We start from the raw sequence: 20,018 nt of genomic DNA, 5'->3' as shown, positions 1-20,018 counted from the left end.
CGCCAAATCACACCCATAAAAAAGCCCAGTCAAAATTGACTGAGCTGGCTTAAAAGAATCTGTTTTATATCATTCCCTAATAACCCGCAGTGGACGGTTTGATTCTATATAGAATAGCGAACATCACTGGTACTACTATTAGCGTTAGTACTGTAGCAAAGCCTAAGCCTGCCATGATGGTAATCGCCATCGAGCCGAAAAATGCATCGAATACCAAAGGAATCATACCCAAGATAGTCGTCAATGCTGCCATAGATACCGGTCGTACACGACTAATCGCGCTGTCGACAACCGCTAGGTATGGGTCTTTACCTGTTGAGAGTTCGGTGTTGATCTGGTCAAGCAGGACGATACCGTTTTTCAAAATCATGCCGCTTAGGCTCAGTAGGCCAAGGAACGCCGTGAAGCTGAATGGCATATTGGTACCTAACAGACCAATCGAAACACCAATGATAGAAAGTGGTACCGTAAACCAAATCACAAGTGGCTTACGAAGCGAATTAAACAAAAGCATGGTGATGATAAACATCAATAAGTAACCCATTGGTAGTGAACCAAATAGAGATTCTTGTGCATCTTTCGAACTTTCGTACTCGCCACCCCAGCTAATGTTGTAACCTGCTGGTAGCTCTAATGCTTCTACCTTTGGTTTAACACGAGCAAACAAGCTAGCCGGCGTTTCATCACCCAATACATCATGATCAGCCAGTACGGTTAGCGTACGTTTTCTATCACGACGTTGAATCAGTGGTTCAGACCATTGAAGCTCTACACCATCAATCACTTGTTCAACTGGAATGTAGGTTTGTAACGATGGGCTCCAAATCTTCACATTGTTCAGTGATTCAAAATCAAAACGCTCTGCTTCAGGTAAACGCGCAACAATAGGCAACATATGAGTACCATCACGCAGTAGACCGATGTTGTAACCGCCAAACGCCATCTGTAACGTCTCGGACAGATCCGTCTTTGAAATACCAAGACGACGAGCCTTTGATTCGTTAAACAGTGGCACTAGCTCTTTGGTACGTTCACGCCAGTCGTGACGAACATTTCGAGAGCCTGGGTCCGCTAACAAGATGTCTTCCACTTCAACCGCAATACTGCGCAAGATTTGTGGGTCGGCACCACTAATACGAGCCTCGATTTTTGAAGCTGGTGACGGGCCAAACTCAATCAATTTGAATTGGAACGTAGGTTGTTCAAATTTGTTGGCTAAGTCCTTGTCTAACTCTTCTAGGACTTCGAACATGGTGTCACGGTCAGTGGTTCTTACTTGTAACTGACTGTACGCTTCGTAGCTTTTCTCTGGTTGGTATGTCAGCGCGAAACGTTGCATGCCCTGCCCAACCGTTGTGGTTACAAACTCTACGTCGTCTTGTTGACGAATGTAGCTTTCGACTTTTTCTGTCTGCTTGATCGTTTCACGAACATCAGTACCTTCCGGCATCCACATGTCTACATAGAACATTGGCGTGTTTGATGGCGGGAAGAACTGCTGTTTCACCATACCAAAGCCGACAACGGAAACCGCTAATAGCGCAACCATGCTGACAACAGTAAGCCATCTAAATCGAAGCGCTACTTTCAGGCACGCACCAAATACAACGAACAAGATGCCTTTGTAAGGGTCTACGTTTTCATCAACCTTGTCTTCTTCTTTAAGCAACATCTCAGCCAGGAAAGGCGTTAATGTTAGCGCCGTTACCCAGCTCAAGAATAGCGAGAAACACAGTACCCAGAACAACGAGCCCATGAACTCGCCCGTTGCATCTTTCGACAAGCCGATAGGTGCAAAGGCTGTGATAGCAATAATGGTTGCACCTAATAGTGGCCATTGTGTTTGTGTCACGATGTCTTTCGCTGCTTCAAGCTTGGTTTTGCCTTTCTTCAAGCCAACTAAAATACCTTCAACGACAACAATCGCGTTATCCACCAGCATACCCAGTGCGATGATCAAAGCACCCAGCGAGATACGGTGCAGTTCAACATCGTTGTAGTCCATAAGAATGAACGTACCGAATACAGTCAGCAACAGAACCAAACCAATGATCAAACCACTGCGCAAGCCCATCGCGAACAGAAGTACGATGATAACAATTGCGACCGCTTCCACTAGGCTGATCAAGAAATCAGCAACAGACTTGTCCACTTCTTGTGCTTGGTTGTAGAAGTAATTCAACTCAACACCGGCTGGCTTAATGCTTTCTAAGCGCTCAAGCTCTGCATCGAGTGCCTGACCGATTTCCACTACGTTTACGCCTGAAGAAAATGCGATCCCGAGGTTGATGGCTGGCATACCATTGTAAGTGAGTTCATTGCCTGGCTTTTCTTGGATTCCGCGAGTGACCTCAGCGACATCTTTTAAGCGAATTAGGTTACCCGTATCGCGACCATGAATGATTAAGTTTTCTAGTTCTTCAACCGTACTTAAAGTGCCATTCGGTTTGATCGTTAGGTTTTGACCATTGAGCATTACCTCACCGGCTGATACCACACTGTTTTGTTGTGATAGCAGTGAAGTAACCATCGACATATCTAGATTCAGCGCGGCTAAACGCTCAAGCGACATCTCAACAAACAATTGCTCTTGTTGGTCGCCTGCGATACTTACTTTGCCTACGCCTTCAACCAGTTCGATTTCGCGTGTGAGATAATCAGCATATTGTTTGAGTTCAACGTAATCGTAGCCATCACCCGTCAGCATGATCATCACGCCAAACACATCACCGAAGTCATCAATGATCTGAACTGAGTTAACACCACTAGGAAGCGTGGGCTGTAGATCGTTGATCTTACGACGCATTTCATCCCAGATTTGTGGTAGCTCGTCTGGACCGTAGTCCATCTTCATGCTGACCATAATTTGAGACATGCCATTCGACGACGTTGAGGTTATCTTGTCGATATAAGGGAGCTGTCTTATCTCTTTCTCAAGGGGGTAAGTCAGTTCTTCCTCAACTTCCATTGACGTAGCGCCAGGGTAAGTTGAAATAATCATTGCATCTTTAATCGTAAAAGCTGGGTCTTCTAAACGGGATAGATTACCAAAAGACGTCACACCGCCAATGGCCAAAATGACTAGAAACAGCCAGCTGATTACTTTGTTCTTTATTGAATATTCTGCAATGTTCATTCTGCTTTTCCTGACAATTTAATTCCGTCACGGAGTTTTCTTAGATTCGAGTTTACGAGTCGATCACCTTGCTCAACACCATGAGCGATTAATGCGCCTTGGCCACTGATCTTGTCGACTTCTACTTCGTTTTTGAATGCTTGTCCGTCTTCCATTTTCCACACATAAAACTGATTCGCTTCAGAACCCGCTTCTAAAGTTGTCATTGGTAATTGGTAGCCTTGAACATCGCTCAAGCCAGCTTTCGCCATATCCACGTTCACCGTAACGCTGGTGCCCGGCAGGATTTCGTTTTTAGGTTGTTGCATCTGCATCCAAAATTCGTAAGTACGCGATTGCGGGTGCAATTCACTGGTGTGCTCCAAATACGTCAGTGGATATTGGCCAGTGTGACCGCCAAAGGTCGCCTCAGGACGATAGCTATTTGAACGCATGTCTGGACTGAACGATGCCAAGATCGAATCTGATACTTGAATTCGTACATATACCTTGTCGTTCTGGTACACGCTTAATAGTGTTTCACCCGGTGTCGTGTTTTCGAAACGTTGCTTGTCCACGGTAGAAACGGTCCCGGAAAATGGCGCTAAAAGCTCTGTGTAACTTAGCTTGCGCTCTGCAGCCGCCAAATTCGCTGATGCCAGCTTATAGTTAGCCGTTAGTTGGTCTAGCTCTGACTGCGACAACATCTTGCTACCAAACATCTCCGTACCACGGGCTAACTGCTTGCTCGCCAGTTTGAATTGAGAGTTAGCGTCAGTAAGATCTTGGAGATACGTTGCGTTGTCTAAGGTCGCAAGTAACTGCCCTTTTTCGACGTTGTCACCGGCTTCTACCAAGACTTGTTGGATTTCGCCTGCGAGCTTAAATGCCAAGGGGGTCAATTCAGCGGGCATTACCTGACCGTTAAAACTTCTGAATTGATCAGTCAGCGGCGCGCCAACTTCAAAGGTAGAAACTAACAGAGGGGGTTGTTCACGATGCACGACTTCACTGTTACAGGCTTGAAGCAACATAGCCGACGCGACAACAATTGATAATTTGGAAAGGTTCATTAAATACCGCCCTCACGTAACCAAGCTTTAACTTGCTGTCCATCGGATAACACATCCACACCCGCTTCAACGATAAAGTCACCAGACGACAATCCATCAATAACCTTGCCTTGCTCATCAAGAAGGACTTGTACTTTAGAAATCAATTGAGAGTCAGGGTTATAGCGCCATAGCTCACCATGGTCAGCTTCTTTGGTTAACCAAGCTGAATCAACAATGCCAATACCGTAGTCAGATTTATGCTTCTGAACTTCAACTTGCGCTGTCATTCCAGAAAGTAAATTGATGCCTTCCGGCTTTTCGATGGATACAACCGCTTGGTAGCTGTTGGTGTCTTCATCTGGTTGTGTAGAGATTTCTTTAAAGCGAGTCGGGATACGAATACCACGGTGGCTATCCATCACAACCCACATGTTTGAGCTCGTTAGGTCTTGAATAGAACGGTCTTCAAGCTTTGATACTGGAATTGAAAACGTCACGTCCATCTCACTGTGATTCAAAATATTCAGTACAGGCTGCTTTTCTGCGATCAATTGATATTGTTTTCCAAACACCATCGATACCACGCCATCGAATGGAGCAACTAAGGTGGTGTAGCCAAGGTTTGTTTTTGCTTGGTCCAACTCAACGTCAGCGGCAGTAAAAGTGTTCACGGCTTGGTCGTAGTAATCGGTACTGACTAACTTTTTCGCGTACAACTCAGAAGCTTGTTTATATTGGCTATTCGCAAGATCAAATTTGGCTTGTGCTGCATCAACCGCAATACGGTAATCCGTCGCATCTAATACGGCGAGCACCTGACCTTTCTTCACTTCTTGTCCCATACGAACATCGAAGGTTTCAATGTCGCCTCCTACTTGGAAGGAAAGCGCAGCACGGTCGGTTGCATCCACTTTTGCGATAAAGCTATCAAGCTCGATATCCGTCTGCAAAGGAATCTCAAACAGCTTTACAGGCTTAACAACTTGAACCGTTTCTTCTGACTGAACCTTATTACATCCGGTCAAAGAGCCTGCGAGCAATAGTGCTGCAATCACAGCTCCCATGCGCTTACTCGATATGGCATTGATAGACAAATTGGACTGCATGATGTCTCTCCATTTAATTATTATGATTTATTACACAGGTGGGCAGTATATTCAAAATTCTGCAATCCACAAGCTTTACTTTCCACCTGTGCAGTATTTTTTATTTGAGTAAAAACAGTGTAGAATGTGGTAATCAGGTAAATGTGTGAAATGAAGATGACTGAAAAGAAACAAGGCAGAAGAAGCGCAAAAGACGCTGAAGAGACGAGATTTTTGATCATGGGTGTTGCCGCGGATATGTTCTGTGAGCATGGTTATGATAGCGTTTCGCTTCGTAACATCAGTGAAAAAGCAGGCGTATCGCATAGCCTTATTCGCCACCACTTTGGCAGCAAAGAAAAAATCTGGCATGCGATAAGCGATTGTTTACACGCCTATTTTCAGTCTTATATTGCTAAGATAGTGGAAGAGTTACCAAAAGGCGTCGCACCAAACATTACTATCTATTTATTTAGTATGCGCCTCTTTAGCAACATGATTCACTCACGAAAACCGATGCAACTTATCACTGACTCTGTTCGACAAAAAGACAACTTGGTCGATTATTTTATCGACAATGTTGGCGATGTCGAAAAAGAAATCAACATGTTAGCTGAACAATATAACGATGCGAATCCAAAGAACTTGATCAACATTTATGAGATTAAATGGCAAATGATCATGTATGCGCACGGAGCGGTATGCCTAACCCCCTTCATGGAAAGCACATGGAACGAAGGCGATATGGTCACCTCGCCCGAAGATGCCCTACTTAAGCATTGGCAACTATTCAACTCACAAATGGTAAGTAAGTTTAGAATCGAAGACCAATGGGTGCTAAACCCAATTAGCCTAGATGAGCTAATTTATGAAGTGCCCTGTGTATGGAAGTGCAATCAAGAACATCATTAATCCAGTGTTTTTATTTTCCTTGGTCATAAATTGATTTACTTGAAACAAAAATGCGCCGTTACAGAACCAACTGTAACGGCGCATTTTTATATCTATAGATCTTTAAACTGGAGCTTTGTCCAGCTTGTTAGCGACGTGCTTTACCGCGGTTTTGGTGAATCTTAAGCTTGGCTTTCATCTTACGTTTTTCTGATGAACGACTTTTACTGCGACCACCGCGATCAGGGGCTACATCTTTTTCTAGGCTTGGTTCAAAGCCCTCTAACCACTCTTGAGGCAAGCGAGTATCAAGTAAGCGTTCAATGTCACCCAATAGGTACGCTTCATCCTGACTCATCAAAGAAATCGCTAAACCGGTATTACCTGCACGGCCAGTACGTCCGATGCGGTGAACGTAATCTTCAGCTTTAAATGGCATGTCATAGTTCACAACTTGTTCTAGCTGCTGGATATCAATACCACGAGCTGCCACGTCGGTTGCAATCAACGCTCTGACCTTGCCTGATTTGAAATCGTCCAGTGCTTTTTGGCGCGCACCTTGGCTCTTATCACCATTGATTGATGCCGCTTTGATGCCGTCTAACTTAAGCTCTTTAACTAGAGCATCAGTGCCCTGCTTAGTTTTCGTGAACACCAACACTTGTTGCCAGTTTTTTGAGCCAATCAAATAGGCCAACAGTTCACTTTTACGCGATTTATCAACCGGATAAACCATCTGGGTAACGGTGTCAGCGGTGCTGTTTTTTGGCGTAACTTGAATTTCGCTTGGTGACTGCATCATTCGATGTGCAAGCGCTTTAATTTTATTGTCGAACGTCGCAGAGAAGAACAGCGTCTGACGTACGTCGTTCATGCGAGAAAGAATGCGTTTGATGTCAGGCATGAAGCCCATATCTAGCATGCGGTCTGCTTCGTCTAATACCAACACTTCCGTTTGGCTCAACATTATGTTCTTGGTGAACATATGGTCAATAAGACGACCAGGTGTCGCTACAAGAATGTCGGCGCCTCCGCGTAGGTTATCGGTTTGAACCTTCATGCTAACGCCGCCGTAAGCCACCACAACTTTAATATCGGTGCCTTTCGCATAACTCGTTACGTTATCAAACACCTGTTGTGCCAATTCACGCGTTGGCACTAACACAAGTGCACGAACGAGTTTAGGGTTCGGAATAACATTGTCTTTAGTCTCGATTAATCTTTGAATAATCGGCAAACCAAATGCCGCGGTTTTACCGGTACCCGTTTGCGCACCAGCCAGTACATCTTTGCCTTCCAGTACCAATGGAATAGCTTGTTCTTGAACACTAGTCGGAGCCGTAAAGTTTAGCTCTGATAGCGTTGTAAGAAGTTGCTCAGACAATCCTAGTTGGTTAAAAGATTGGGTAGATTCAGACATAGTATGATGCTCAAAGATTAAATAGGCGCGGATTGTAGCAAACCTGCATTACGCTGTTTACCTTTCCTTTTGATTTTTCTTCATTTGAAGTGCATTAAACTGCTTCGCTTCTTCTAAAACGTTGGGATACAGCTCATTAAAGTGACACTGCAACGTATCATAGTGACGTTCGAGGTCGTCGTAACAATTTTTGAGCATGCCTAACTTGGGCCTTCTCAACGCCATACGTTGCAATACCACCTCTATGGAAGACATGTCTAGATAGCTTTCCAGCCAACGTTGTTCAGCCATCTTCTGATGAATCGTAATGAAGTTCTCAGGCCAGTGTGGCTCTTGATGTTCAAAGATCTGTTGATGACTATCGAAACAAAAATGCTCTAACGTCTGCCGCGAGAACTGAGTCCAATGATTGGCTAAGCAGTGATCCCAAAATACATCCAGTGCAATAGGTGCAAAGCGACGCGTTTGTTCTAAAAAAAGCGATTTTGCCGATCGGGATACATCGTGGCGGTCTGTGTAACTATCCACGAATCGATGAAGTCTTATTCCGTCTGAAAGCGAGGTTGAATAGTGTTTATTAGGGTCGCCTTTAACGAAGTCACCTAACAGATTACCAGCTAAGTTACTTTTACAGTGTTGAGCGATGTGGAGGTGTGCGAGAAAGTTCATTGAACCTCATTAAAGTATCGAGAACTAAGTAACATGGTAAACGTACTCGTTTATCTTCGCGAACTTTAATGAGGATAGTTTTGTTATGACGTGTGAGCGAATGAGATTTGCTCAGTTTAAGAATTGTCTAATTTGAGAACGTTGAACTACAGAAACCTTTAGTTCAGGTAAAACCTAGTTCGAAGACTTAAAAAGTTCTTCTGCTAATTGTTTAACCGCCTGCTCGTAGTCAGATAAATCAATGCCAATTTCCATGGCATCTAACAACTCAAGACTTTCGTCATTAAAAGATTGGTCACTCATAGTGCCCCCTCTATTCCTTGATGCGGACATGATGTCCGATTAACTAGTGCACCATCTTGGACTTATATTATGTCACTTTGATGAACGCACTCTACTCTACCCATTCCATATTTATAGCTTGAAGCTACTCGCGATCATTAGCGCTTGCTTACGCTAAAGGGGTATACGCGAACGACATATGTACTGTCACCTTACACCAAGTACAACAAATTACTCTACAAATTTTGAAGCAGATCATGGTCAAACGTTTGCTTCGGGCATTTGAGTGCTTCCAACCCACCAGTCGTAAAATAAAGTTTACAGTGGATATTTTTAATTACATTAGACATTGCATTTGGAATTAAACTCAATCAGAATACTTAAAAATCGAGATATTCTTTGGGTTTATGCGCTTAAGCTAGAAGAATTACAATGAAAACACACCCTAACGTAAAGAATTATATACAATGAATAAATCAAAGGTTTTTGGTAGTACTTTGATCATTGCAGGCACCACTATTGGTGCTGGCATGCTCGCTCTTCCACTTGCTTCTGCAGGTATTGGCTTTTCAACCTCACTTTTTCTAATGCTTGGCTTATGGGCTCTAATGGCCTTTACTGCATTGTTAATGGTAGAACTACATCAATTCGCTGATTCTGACGCAACCCTACATACGCTAGCTGACAAAATTTTAGGGACAAAAGGTAAGTGGATCGCTAGCTTTGCAGTTATGTTCCTTTTCTACGCTCTGTGTGCAGCCTATATTGCAGGCGGTGGTGCGCAGTTTAATCAACGTATCTCGGATATTTCAGGCATTGAGCTTAATGGCCAAATCACAACCCTTCTATTCACACTGTTAGTTGCTGGCGTTGTGACGATTGGTACGCACAGTGTTGATAAAGTTAACCGCGTTTTATTCGGACTTAAACTGATTGCGATGGTACTGGTACTCAGCTTCCTAGCACCAAACATCACCTCTCAATACCTAATGAGCATGCCTTTACAGCAAGGGCTGATTGTTGCAGCAATCCCAGTCGTGTTTACCTCTTTTGGCTTCCACGGCAGCATCCCTTCAATTGTTCGATACTTAGATGGTGACGTTCGATCTCTACGTAAGGTCATGATTATTGGCTCTGCACTGCCTTTGGTCATCTATGTTTTCTGGCAGAGTGTGACTCTAGGTGTGATCAGCCAAGAGCAGCTTTTGTCGGATACAAGCTTAGGCGCACTATTAGTCTCATTGTCACAAACCGTTCATCAATCAAACCTTAGCGTGATCGTTGGCGTATTCGCAGACCTTGCACTGCTGACTTCTTTTATTGGTGTGAGCTTGGGGTTATTTGAATTCATGGGTGATTCACTGAGCAAGAAACTAGGCAGTGCAAAACGCGTTAAAACGGCCGCTATCACTTTCTTACCGCCATTAGGTTTTGCCTTGTTCTACCCACAGGGTTTCATTACAGCTCTGGGCTACGCAGCCATAGCACTTTCAGTGCTCGCAATTTTGCTGCCGACAGTGATGGTATACAAGATTCGTTACACGGATTTCTCTGTAGAACCTAAAGGCACAGAAGCGACTTACCAAGTGTTAGGTGGAAGTAAAGCGCTGTTTTTAGTTGGCAGCGTAGGCGTTTTTATCATTGCGATTCAAATCCTTATTTCAGTAGGGCTATTGCCTTCTCTGGGCTAATAAACCCATAGAGAACAAAAATACTTGATAGATATCTCATAAACGATATGTTGGTATCATTAATTTTCACAATTAGTCGATTGGCATCACATTTTTATTGAGGTCGGTTATTTAGAGTCCACGGTAAAGGATTTACCGTGGAGTTTTTATGAAAGAAGTACAATTTCGAACGATAGATAAACTGTTTATTAAAATGTCTATCAACGACAAGTTCTGGGTCATTTTCTTGATCTTTTTTGCCGCTGTGGCAAGCCTCGCTGGCCTCAACTACGTCAACAATATGGAACAAATTGACGCGAGTGCAAAACAGCAGGTTGAATATCAATTGCAAGGCATCTTATCAGCGTCAGACTCCCCAGCTTCCGTTCGTTCAGTTAGCCAACAAACACGTCCTCAAGAAACAACCATATTGAAGAATGGTGCAGTTACAGCAACAGCCATTGCACAAGATGGTAACTACTACTCTCTTACCGTTTCAAATCTCGATACGCAGAATCAAAAGCAGCAAGCACTGTACTCTTTATTACTCAGTTTTTTGTGGTGTGTGCCTTTTGGTCTTTTCTGTTACTGGGTGGCGACTTTTCTAGGCGGTGCATTGTGGGTGCTTTACTCAACTACTCAAAAAATTGGTGATGGCGACTTAACATCACGCCTTGGTTTCCACCCAGGACGTGATGAGTTCGGTACGATTGGTTGTGCACTTGACCGTTCAATGGACACGCTTAGTGAGCTAGTCAACAATGTAAACCACAGTGCAGCGACACTAAGCGAAACATCGGCTTCTTTCGAAGCAGAGATGAAGCGCAGTGAAACACAAATTATGAGCCAGAATGCGTCTCTAGACTCTGTTGCTACTGCCATGGATCAAATGACCGCTTCAGCCAATGAAGTCTCTAACATTTCAGCACGCTCAACAGAACAAACTGAACAAGACGCGCAGCAAATCAACGACAGCCATACGAAAGTTCAACAAGCTATCTCAGAAATCACCACCCTTTCTTCTTTGATTGAGCAAACCTCATCTTCAGTTACCAGCTTGAATGTGAACACTAGCCAAATTAATGAAGTGATCACGACGATCAACGCTATTTCAGAGCAAACTAACTTGCTTGCTTTGAATGCCGCGATTGAAGCCGCTCGTGCGGGCGAACAAGGCCGTGGTTTCGCAGTTGTTGCGGATGAAGTAAGAACACTGGCAAGTCGCACTCAGTCGGCTACGGTTGAAATCCAAGCGATGATTGAACGCTTACAGCAAGAGAGCCAAAATATCGCTAAGATCACCGAGCAAACGGTCGACCAAGCACAAACTAGCAGCCAACTGATTTCAAACATTGGGGACGATGTAAACTCGATTGCCGACTCAGCTCAAGCGCTAATGGATATGAGTATTCAGATTGCAACCTCAGCGGACGAGCAAAGTAACGTAGCGAATACCATCGCAGCTGAGCTTAACGATATTCGCAGTCAATCCGATGTGATTAAAGAAGTGGCTCAAAACTCTTCAAATGGCGTGTCGACACTGACAGACGCATCAGTTTCTTTGTCTAAAACTTTGGCAAGATACCGCACTTAGATTTGAGTGATGACTTAGGCTGACCAAGTTAAATTAAGCGAAACTAAAAAGGACTCATCATGAGTCCTTTTTTATCGATGTTCGTTAATAGCAACGTCCGTTAATAACAACTTCCGCTAATAACAACTTCCTTTAATAACAACAAGAAACACATGGTCTTTAACGATGAGATTATCATTAGCATGAAGCAAGTCGCAAAGGCGAGATTATCAAGTGTCAAAACTGTCTAATATTCGAGCTTAGGGGTAATCTAATTAAACGGGTCTTTTTTCGCTTACCCTCTTGCTGCAGGTGACACATAATGAATAAAACAGAAGCACCAAACACCGACGACATTACATGCCCTTTATGCCAACATGACGAATATCTACTCTCAGAAAGTGGAGAAAAGTTTACTTGTGCCTCTTGCGGTTTTCACACTAAACAATTTAGTAAGGTAGTCAGCCTTCAGCTAGGCTCTACCCCACCAAAGCTGCAGGGTTCGGTATTCCACCACTTGAGCAGTGTTTGCCATTAATCCAAACCGAAATCTCTTCCAAACTGTAGATATCCTGAGCCGCTACCTCTGATGAATCGGCTTCGGGATCTACGACTGATTCATTGATATTTGGGCGCAATCGGAATGATTGAATACCCGCACGAACACCCGCTTCAATTCCTTTTAAAGTATCGTCCACATAGATACACTCATTGGGTAAAAAGCCCATATTCATGGCTGTATACATAATCAGGTCAGGTTCTGGCTTCCAGCTGTTGGCATCAAAAGCTGAAAACACTTTACCTTTAAAGTCATCAAGCATTCCTGTCATGGCCAATGAAGATTCAACCCGAGACTTAGGCGCATTAGAAGCGATACAAAATTCGATGTCCTGTCGCTTTAGAAATTCAATGAGCTCGATAGCACCATCCATCGGCTTTAAATGACGTTGGAACAAGGCTTCTAATTCAATACGATATAACGGCTCAAGCGTATCAATCGAGATAGATAGCCCTAAACGTTCCTGTGTATCAATTAAGATGTCGGCCAGCTTTCCACCTTGAAAGTGAGCATAGCAGTCATTAACGTTTAGTTCCGCCCCAAAGCCGGTGAATACATTCACCAAGGCTTGGCAACAAAGCTTTTCGCTATCGATGAGTGTTCCATCACAATCGAAAATTACACATTTAGTCTGTTCTAACCGCATAGCTCTCTCACTCGCATTGAATTCAAGTTTTATCCTATAGTGTTCTTTCAATGCGTGGGATGATTAAGATAACAGTTTACGGACGCAGGCTTATTTCTCTTCGCGAAATATGGGCTTGATCACCTTATGGCTCGACATAAGCAACAGCTTTCATCAAATTAACCCAGAATCTGCCAAACCAAATACTGCAAGGTTTACATAAACGACTTAATTTCAGTGGAAAATATAAATTGCCACGTCCTAGTCGGATTATGGCGAATTGATAAAGAAACCAAGACTTATAGACTATTCAGATAGAGCGAGAGTTAGCTAACAACCGACTCTTCTAATACCTTAACTTCAATCGAAGGTACAGACGCATATTCTACAGTTCCAGTATCGGGATACGAATCTCGGATGGCGACAAACTCGGGCAAGTGTTTCAGTAGCAGTTTGGTTAGTTTAGGGTCAAATTGATAGCCACACTCTCTATCGAACAAATCGACGACCATCTCTAATGGCCATGGCTCTTTGTAGCAGCGGGCACTAAGCAATGCGTCAAATACATCGGCTACCGCAGTAATGCGAGCAAACAAATGAATTTGTTCACCTACCTTACCATTAGGGTATCCAGTGCCATCCCAACGCTCATGATGTTCGTTAGCAATGATTGCTGCGAGGTTGGTAATATCACCCGCTCCGCTCTTCAGTAAATTGTAGCCCGCAGTGGTGTGAAGTTTCATTACATCCCACTCTTGGTCTGTCAATTTACCTGGTTTATCCAAGATAGATTCCGGAACCGAAATCTTACCTACATCATGCATTGGGCTTATGATCTCAATCATCTCGACCTCGCGATGGCTCAAGCCACGATACTTGGCAAGCAATGCGGATAACTTGGCTACACGCTTAACGTGATTACCCGTCTCGCCAGAGCGAGTTTCAATGGCTTCACCCAACACATGAATCATGTCCTTTTGAACATTCAAAGTTTGTTTCTGTAGAGCAAGGATTCGCTTGTTCTTTTTTGCCAACTCTTTCTTTTGGCGCAGGGTAATAAATTGCATCACGATAATCACGCTCAGCCCTGTAATGACCATGATTAAGCCCAACAACAATTGAAAGTTCTTTTGTAAAAAGGAGGAAGGCTCGTTAACAATCACAGATCCTGTCGGCAGTACATTATCACCAATACCAAACTTTTTAAGCGCCGGATAATTGAAAACAAAACGCTTGTTGTCACCGGGAACTAAAGGTGTAGAAAAATTAAGAGGCACATACTTATCCAATGCACTAACGGCCTCTTCGCCCATACTTCGCGAGTGGTTTACATAACCTCCGAGTACATCACCGACTATATTAAACTGCCATAACGCAAACACTGGTGCGGCGCTCGATGCAGATAAGGTTTCCGCGACCTCTTGATAGGTATGATATACACCTTGATCTAACTCAGTATTGTAGTGGCTCAGTAAGACCGCATCGTCAACAGAGACCCCTTTCAAGAACTCACTTGTTTGCTTGAGCGACAAATCGCGTATTTCTACCAAATTAACCGATGGAAAGTCTGCCATAATATGGCTTATATCTTTACGGATTAGTTCAGAAGTGACACTGTAATCATTGATGAAATAGAGGTTCTTTAGATTAGGTCTTAGTTTAGAGATCAGCTTAATATTGACGTCTATCTGATCGTTCTCATAAAGCACAGTCGCTCTATCAGACACCGCATACATATCGGTGCTTATGTCATTGATACCCGCCGCAACAATAGGTGTCGCACGGTCAATCAACGCACTCAGTGATTCAAGGAAATTAGCCGCATTATCGTCAGTCGCAATAACACCATCAAATTTATAACCTGCGTATTTGGCTTGTAAGTAATCGGTGAGAGAGTGGTAGTACTCAGAGCTATGGACGCGCTTTGTATCCAAATACTCGATTGAGAGTTTAACTTCGGTTTGAGATTGGCTGAACGCACTGTCTATCCCTTTCTGAAAGTCAGCAGTCCATTGGTAAGAAGGTTCGTATGAGTGTAAAACTAGGATGCGTTTGATATCCCAGTCGGTAGCAAAACTGACTGTAGAAAAAGCGCTAACACACAATACAGCGATTGATATCAATAGCTTGTACATACAAAACCCTTTATAAAAGATGGGGTATTGTACTTAGATTAACGCTTTCTCAAAGAATCTTTAGTTCTCGACCCACACTTTATCGTGAGAAGCATGATCTTGTGCCCAAAAATCATGTAACTGCTTAGCAAAGCCGTTGATATCTTGACCGTTTTCAATAATCACGTCGGAGATCAACAGAGAGTCTTCCACTTCTGTGACAATAGCACTCGCCACAACATCACCATTTTGAGTTCCAATGTATAAAACATGCTCATCAGATAACATAATCTGACTCAAGAACTCAAGCATATGTGCCCTTTCGGTTTCATCGTGATAAACACTGGCTTGGTTAAGTGAAAAAAGTACCGTCAGTTTATGGAAATCGACTTTATGCAGTTCATCAATTTGGGAAGGAATTTGATCTTGAGCGAGGAGTTGGTAATTCTTGGATGGGAGTCTGCTTTTATAAAGTTCTCGACCTAGCAAGCTCTCCTTTGCGGGATAAGCAATGTCGAGTTGGCTAAACAGCCATTGGTTTTTTTTATGTGCGCTTTCAGGTATTTCGTTATTCATTCTTTTAGTACCTAAGATTAGTAACCCCAAATATCACAGTTATTTGGAAGACATATGGTCGGCGTAGGAGCCGAGCTACATGCAGAAAGGATACAGAGCATGACTAACGCCAACAAGTACTTTAAATGCTTCATATTTTTCATTCTCTCATAACATCCTTTAAGAACTCGGTGAAAAGCTCTACACTCGTATTCAAGCTTTCAATATCCTTATAGTAAACAGAACTATATAAATAAAAAGGACTTCTTATGAAAAAAGCCTTAATAGCAGCAGGTATCATCACAATGTTGGCAGGCTGTTCGGACAACGAGGTTGGCGACGTCTCTTTGGGATTCTTCACAATGAAGGATATCAAGATGTCATCTTTAGATGATGATAAGATCGAAGGTGTGACTTGTCACATTGCATCAATCGAAGCAAATCTTAGCCTTTCTGATCCAAGCGATAGCTCTATCTCTTGTCGTCAAACGGGCGAAATCACTCCAGAAATGATTGCTAAAATAGACAAAAGTAAATCAGGTGAAGTGGTATTCAAGCAGTCGAAGAGTATCTTCTTCAAAACGATGAAGGTACGTCGTATCTACGATGCTGAGAATCAATCGCTGCTTTACTTGTCGTACACAACCAAAGAAACAGAAGGCAGTTTCAAACATAGCCTTTCAACCGTTCCTCTTTGGGGTACAAAGGCTTACGTAGATCCGACAACACTCGTTCCAGCCGAATAGTCTCACACGAACGGTCTGAAGCAAGAGTAAGCTGAATCACCTGTACAGACATTGCGCAGGTGATTCAAAATGTAATAAAAATGAAAGAAACAGAAACAAAATGTGATATCATGCGGCAAAATTTTTTCACTGTATTTGTCATATGAAATTTCCTGGACAGCGTAAATCTAAGCACTACTTTCCAACTCACGCCCGTGATCCGTTGGTCAACCAAATTCAACAAACACCTAAGCTTCACCGCGCAACAATTGTCGGTGTGGGTCAAACTATTGTTGATATCGAGGCCCGTGTTGACAACGCGTTCCTAGAAAAATACGAGCTGAGTAAAGGTCATTCACTAGTATTGGAAGAAAGTAAAGCAGATGCGCTGTATGAAGAATTAGTTCAACGCGGTTTGATCACGCATCAATACCCTGGCGATACTATCGGCAATACATTGCACAACTATTCCGTACTTGCAGACAGTAAATCTGTCCTGCTTGGCGTAATGTCTAAGAAGATTGAAGTTGGCTCATTTGGTTACCGCTACCTTTGCCGCACTTCTTCTCGTATGAACTTAAACCACCTACAAACCGTTGATGGTCCAATTGGTCGTTGTTACACGCTCATTACCGAAGATGGCGAACGTACGTTTGCGATCAACGAAGGACACATGAACCAACTACTCCCTGAAAGTATTCCTGAACAGATTTTTGAAAAAGCGTCTGCATTGGTTGTGTCTTCATACTTAATGCGCGGTAAGCCTGAAGATCCGATGCCAAAAGCGGTACAAAAAGCGATCGAATACGCGAAAGCGCACAATGTGCCAGTTGTACTGACGCTTGGTACGAAGTACGTGATCGAAGGTAACGCTGAATGGTGGCAAGAATACCTGAAAGAGAACGTAACCATCGTCGCAATGAACGAAGATGAAGGTGAAGCATTAACGGGTGAAAAAGATCCTTTGCTAGCGGCGAACAAAGCGCTTGAGTGGGTTGACCTAGTTCTCTGCACTGCAGGCCCTGTCGGCTTATACATGGCAGGCTACACTGACGAGCCAGCGAAACGCGAAACAACACTACCGTTATTACCGGGTAACATTCCTGAATTTAACAAATACGAATTCAGCCGCGCGATGCGTAAGCAAGATTGTAAAGACCCAGTAAAAGTGTACTCTCACATCGGCCCTTACTTAGGTGGCCCACTTGAGATTAAAAACACAAACGGTGCTGGTGATGGCGCGCTTTCGGCACTTCTACATGATATGGCAGCAAACAGTTACCATCACGTGAACGTACCGAATTCAGAGAAACACGAGCACGCGTGCTTAACTTACTCTTCACTGTCTCAAATTTGTAAGTACGCAAACCGTGTAAGCTATGAGGTGCTAACTCAGCACTCTCCTCGCCTTTCTCGTGCGCTACCTGAACGCGAAGATAGCTTAGAAGAAACATACTGGGATCGTTAATCAACCATGCCAGGTTGTTAACTCATCAAAGTTGATGACCAGCTAGATTTTCCATTCCTGAAGGGCTGCTATATGCAGCCCTTTTTGTATTCAGCACTAATATAACTGCAGCTGAAGGTAGTCACATCGAATATTTTGCTCGTTTAACATTTGATCTCGCGCAATGACTCTTTAGATCTGTTATCTTCCAGCACATAATTCGTGTGGTTTGCCTTTACTTGGCAAATTTATACAGTACTATCGCCACGCAAACGTTTACGTACAACCTTTCGGTTCTGATATAAGGATCAAATATGCTGTCTGATATTGATATTTGTCGCTCTACTCCCCTTAAAAACATCAGTGAAGTTGCCAAACAAGCTGGCCTGCAACACAACGAACATCAGCCATTAGGGCAATACAAATCTAAAGTGTCTCTGACATCACTTGAACGCCTCGCCAACCAACAAGATGGTAAATTGGTCGTGGTGACCGCTATCACACCAACACCTCTTGGCGAAGGCAAAACCGTCACTACTATTGGATTAGCACAAGGCCTCGCAAAGATTAACCAATCTGCGATGGCCTGCATTCGCCAGCCTTCAATGGGCCCAGTTTTTGGTGTTAAAGGTGGCGCAGCCGGTGGTGGTTACTCTCAAGTCGCCCCTATGGAACAATTAAACTTGCACCTCACCGGTGATATTCATGCTGTAACAGCCGCTCACAACCTTGCCTCTGCCGCTATCGACGCTCGTTTGTATCACGAGCAGCGTGAAGGATTAGAAGCCTTTGAAACGCGCTCTGGCTTAAAATCATTAGACATCGATCCAAGCAGAATCGTGTGGCGCCGTGTACTCGACCACAATGACCGCGCATTGCGCATGATCACAGTAGGCAAAAACGAAGCAGACAAAACAATTAACGGCCTTGAACGCGAAGATGGTTTTGATATCTCAGCCGCTTCAGAGCTGATGGCTATTCTCGCTCTTGCCGATGATCTACAAGACCTACGCAAGCGTATCGGCCGTGTCGTACTCGCATACAACAATCAAGGTTCGCCATTAACCGCAGAAGACTTCAACGTTGCAGGCGCGATGACAGTAACGATGAAGGACTCTATTGAACCTACATTGATGCAAACCCTTGAAGGCGTTCCTACCCTAATACACGCGGGGCCTTTCGCTAACATTGCACATGGTAACTCTTCAATTATTGCCGATAAGATTGCTCTCAAACTGAGTGATTTTGTTGTGACTGAAGGCGGCTTCGGCTCTGACATGGGGTTTGAGAAGGCGTGTAACATCAAGGTGAAAGCATCGAACAAAAAACCCGATTGCGCAATTGTTGTAGCTACATTACGCGGATTAAAAGCCAACTCTGGATTATACGATTTAAGACCAGGCACTCCGTTACCGGATTCGATTTTTAATGATGACCAAGACGCCCTAGCCGCGGGCTTCGAAAACCTTAAATGGCATATCAACAATGTTAAGCAATACCAAGTGCCAACGGTAGTAGCAATTAACCAATTCCCACAAGATTCTGCTCAAGAGATCGATGCTTTGAAACAAATGATCACCGACTTTGACCCAAGTGTCAGCGTTGAAGTAAGTGAAGCCTTTGGTCAAGGTGGTGAAGGTACAACTCAGTTGGCTCACGCCGTGGTAAAAGCATGCCAAACAGAGAGTAAATTTAAGCCTTTGTACTACTCTGAGCAAAGCTTAGAAGAAAAACTGATGGCAGTCGCTGAAGTCGGATACGGCGCAGCAAGTATTTCGCTATCACCACTGGCAAGAAAGCAACTGACTGAGTTCAACCAACACGGCTATGGCGACCTATCGGTTTGTTTGGCAAAAACGCCATTATCGATTTCAACAGAAGCTCAAATAAAGGGTGCACCGACTCAGTTTGACGTACCCGTTAGAGAGTTAAAACTGTGTGCTGGTGCCGGCTTCATCTACGCTTTGTGCGGCAACGTAATGACCATGCCAGGTTTACCTGATAAACCGGCTTTCATGTCATTAGATATTGATAGTAATGGAAATATTATCGGCCTAAGCTAGATGCTCTTAGCTAGATAAACGGCAATTAATCGCGATTAATTGGGCTCAAGTTTCAGAGCGGCGTTCTATATTGAGCAATCATTTCCTAACGAAGTGATTGCTCGACAATCAAGCTTGAATGCAAAAAGTTGCAGTAAAATCGTAGTTATATGCGAATCTTGTTTTAAGTT

The 20,018-nt window shown here is 43.6% G+C and carries 15 protein-coding genes; 6 read left to right on the top strand and 9 right to left on the bottom strand.

The window, feature by feature from the left end; all coding sequences use genetic code 11:
• Nucleotides 1-76 precede the first annotated feature (76 nt).
• Genes L3V35_RS00645 through L3V35_RS00635 form a run of 3 tightly spaced genes read right to left on the bottom strand, consistent with a single transcriptional unit; the run spans nt 77 to nt 5,276 of the window.
• The gene (locus tag L3V35_RS00645) at nt 77-3,136 is read right to left on the bottom strand and encodes an efflux RND transporter permease subunit (RefSeq protein ID WP_237298107.1); all 3,060 of its coding nucleotides are present in this window, start codon (nt 3,134-3,136) and stop codon (nt 77-79) included.
• Nucleotides 3,133-4,188, bottom strand: coding sequence for an efflux RND transporter periplasmic adaptor subunit (locus tag L3V35_RS00640; RefSeq protein ID WP_237298106.1), 1,056 nt, complete (start codon nt 4,186-4,188; stop codon nt 3,133-3,135). Before L3V35_RS00640 ends, L3V35_RS00645 begins: the two co-directional genes overlap by 4 nt.
• Nucleotides 4,188-5,276, bottom strand: a complete 1,089-nt coding sequence (locus L3V35_RS00635; protein ID WP_237298105.1) for an efflux RND transporter periplasmic adaptor subunit — start codon at nt 5,274-5,276, stop codon at nt 4,188-4,190. Before L3V35_RS00635 ends, L3V35_RS00640 begins: the two co-directional genes overlap by 1 nt.
• 150 nt (nt 5,277-5,426) lie before the next feature.
• On the opposite strand from L3V35_RS00635, the gene L3V35_RS00630 reads away from it, so the two are divergent.
• Nucleotides 5,427-6,167 carry a TetR/AcrR family transcriptional regulator gene (locus L3V35_RS00630; protein WP_114635377.1) on the top strand — a complete coding sequence of 247 codons (741 nt, stop codon included), beginning with the start codon at nt 5,427-5,429 and terminating at the stop codon, nt 6,165-6,167.
• 127 nt (nt 6,168-6,294) lie between these two features.
• Here the strand turns inward: L3V35_RS00630 and L3V35_RS00625 are convergent, their stop codons facing one another.
• From L3V35_RS00625 to L3V35_RS25425, 3 genes are all read right to left on the bottom strand, one after another.
• A complete protein-coding gene (locus L3V35_RS00625; protein WP_237298104.1) occupies nt 6,295-7,566 on the bottom strand; it encodes a DEAD/DEAH box helicase in 1,272 nt (423 codons plus the stop codon).
• Between the two features lie 57 nt (nt 7,567-7,623).
• The gene (locus tag L3V35_RS00620; RefSeq protein WP_237298103.1) at nt 7,624-8,235 is read right to left on the bottom strand and encodes an ACP phosphodiesterase; all 612 of its coding nucleotides are present in this window, start codon (nt 8,233-8,235) and stop codon (nt 7,624-7,626) included.
• A gap of 174 nt (nt 8,236-8,409) precedes the next feature.
• Nucleotides 8,410-8,538 carry a hypothetical protein gene (locus L3V35_RS25425; protein WP_004730901.1) on the bottom strand — a complete coding sequence of 43 codons (129 nt, stop codon included), beginning with the start codon at nt 8,536-8,538 and terminating at the stop codon, nt 8,410-8,412.
• A 446-nt stretch (nt 8,539-8,984) separates the two neighbouring features.
• Between L3V35_RS25425 and L3V35_RS00615 the strand changes: the two genes are divergently transcribed.
• Together L3V35_RS00615 and L3V35_RS00610 are read left to right on the top strand one after the other, a co-directional pair.
• Nucleotides 8,985-10,208 carry an aromatic amino acid transport family protein gene (locus L3V35_RS00615; protein WP_237298102.1) on the top strand — a complete coding sequence of 408 codons (1,224 nt, stop codon included), beginning with the start codon at nt 8,985-8,987 and terminating at the stop codon, nt 10,206-10,208.
• 148 nt (nt 10,209-10,356) lie between these two features.
• Nucleotides 10,357-11,781, top strand: coding sequence for a methyl-accepting chemotaxis protein (locus L3V35_RS00610; protein WP_102534164.1), 1,425 nt, complete (start codon nt 10,357-10,359; stop codon nt 11,779-11,781).
• Nucleotides 11,782-12,239: 458 nt separating this feature from the next.
• Here the strand turns inward: L3V35_RS00610 and L3V35_RS00605 are convergent, their stop codons facing one another.
• From L3V35_RS00605 to L3V35_RS00595, 3 genes are all read right to left on the bottom strand, one after another.
• The gene (locus L3V35_RS00605; RefSeq protein ID WP_237298101.1) at nt 12,240-12,965 is read right to left on the bottom strand and encodes an HAD-IA family hydrolase; all 726 of its coding nucleotides are present in this window, start codon (nt 12,963-12,965) and stop codon (nt 12,240-12,242) included.
• Between the two features lie 305 nt (nt 12,966-13,270).
• Nucleotides 13,271-15,079: an HD domain-containing phosphohydrolase gene (locus L3V35_RS00600; RefSeq protein WP_237298100.1), complete on the bottom strand. Its 1,809-nt coding sequence runs from the start codon at nt 15,077-15,079 to the stop codon at nt 13,271-13,273.
• Nucleotides 15,080-15,139: 60 nt separating this feature from the next.
• Nucleotides 15,140-15,634 carry a hypothetical protein gene (locus L3V35_RS00595; RefSeq protein ID WP_054546913.1) on the bottom strand — a complete coding sequence of 165 codons (495 nt, stop codon included), beginning with the start codon at nt 15,632-15,634 and terminating at the stop codon, nt 15,140-15,142.
• Between the two features lie 248 nt (nt 15,635-15,882).
• Here L3V35_RS00595 and L3V35_RS00590 point away from each other — a divergent pair, with 248 nt between their 5' ends.
• The 3 genes from L3V35_RS00590 to L3V35_RS00580 all read left to right on the top strand — a co-directional run bounded on the left by L3V35_RS00590 (nt 15,883) and on the right by L3V35_RS00580 (nt 19,848).
• Complete coding sequence (locus L3V35_RS00590) at nt 15,883-16,359, top strand: CreA family protein (protein WP_114635383.1); 477 nt, start codon at nt 15,883-15,885, stop codon at nt 16,357-16,359.
• A 142-nt stretch (nt 16,360-16,501) separates the two neighbouring features.
• Nucleotides 16,502-17,806, top strand: a complete 1,305-nt coding sequence (locus L3V35_RS00585) for an inosine/guanosine kinase (RefSeq protein ID WP_054546914.1) — start codon at nt 16,502-16,504, stop codon at nt 17,804-17,806.
• A gap of 293 nt (nt 17,807-18,099) precedes the next feature.
• Nucleotides 18,100-19,848 carry a formate--tetrahydrofolate ligase gene (locus tag L3V35_RS00580; RefSeq protein WP_146455671.1) on the top strand — a complete coding sequence of 583 codons (1,749 nt, stop codon included), beginning with the start codon at nt 18,100-18,102 and terminating at the stop codon, nt 19,846-19,848.
• Nucleotides 19,849-20,018 lie beyond the last annotated feature (170 nt).

It is taken from the genome of Vibrio sp. L5-1, from assembly GCF_021728315.1.
Lineage (GTDB): Bacteria > Pseudomonadota > Gammaproteobacteria > Enterobacterales > Vibrionaceae > Vibrio > Vibrio splendidus_K.
The sequence above is the reverse complement of the archived record's forward strand: the minus strand, read 5'-3'. Positions and strand labels throughout refer to the sequence as shown.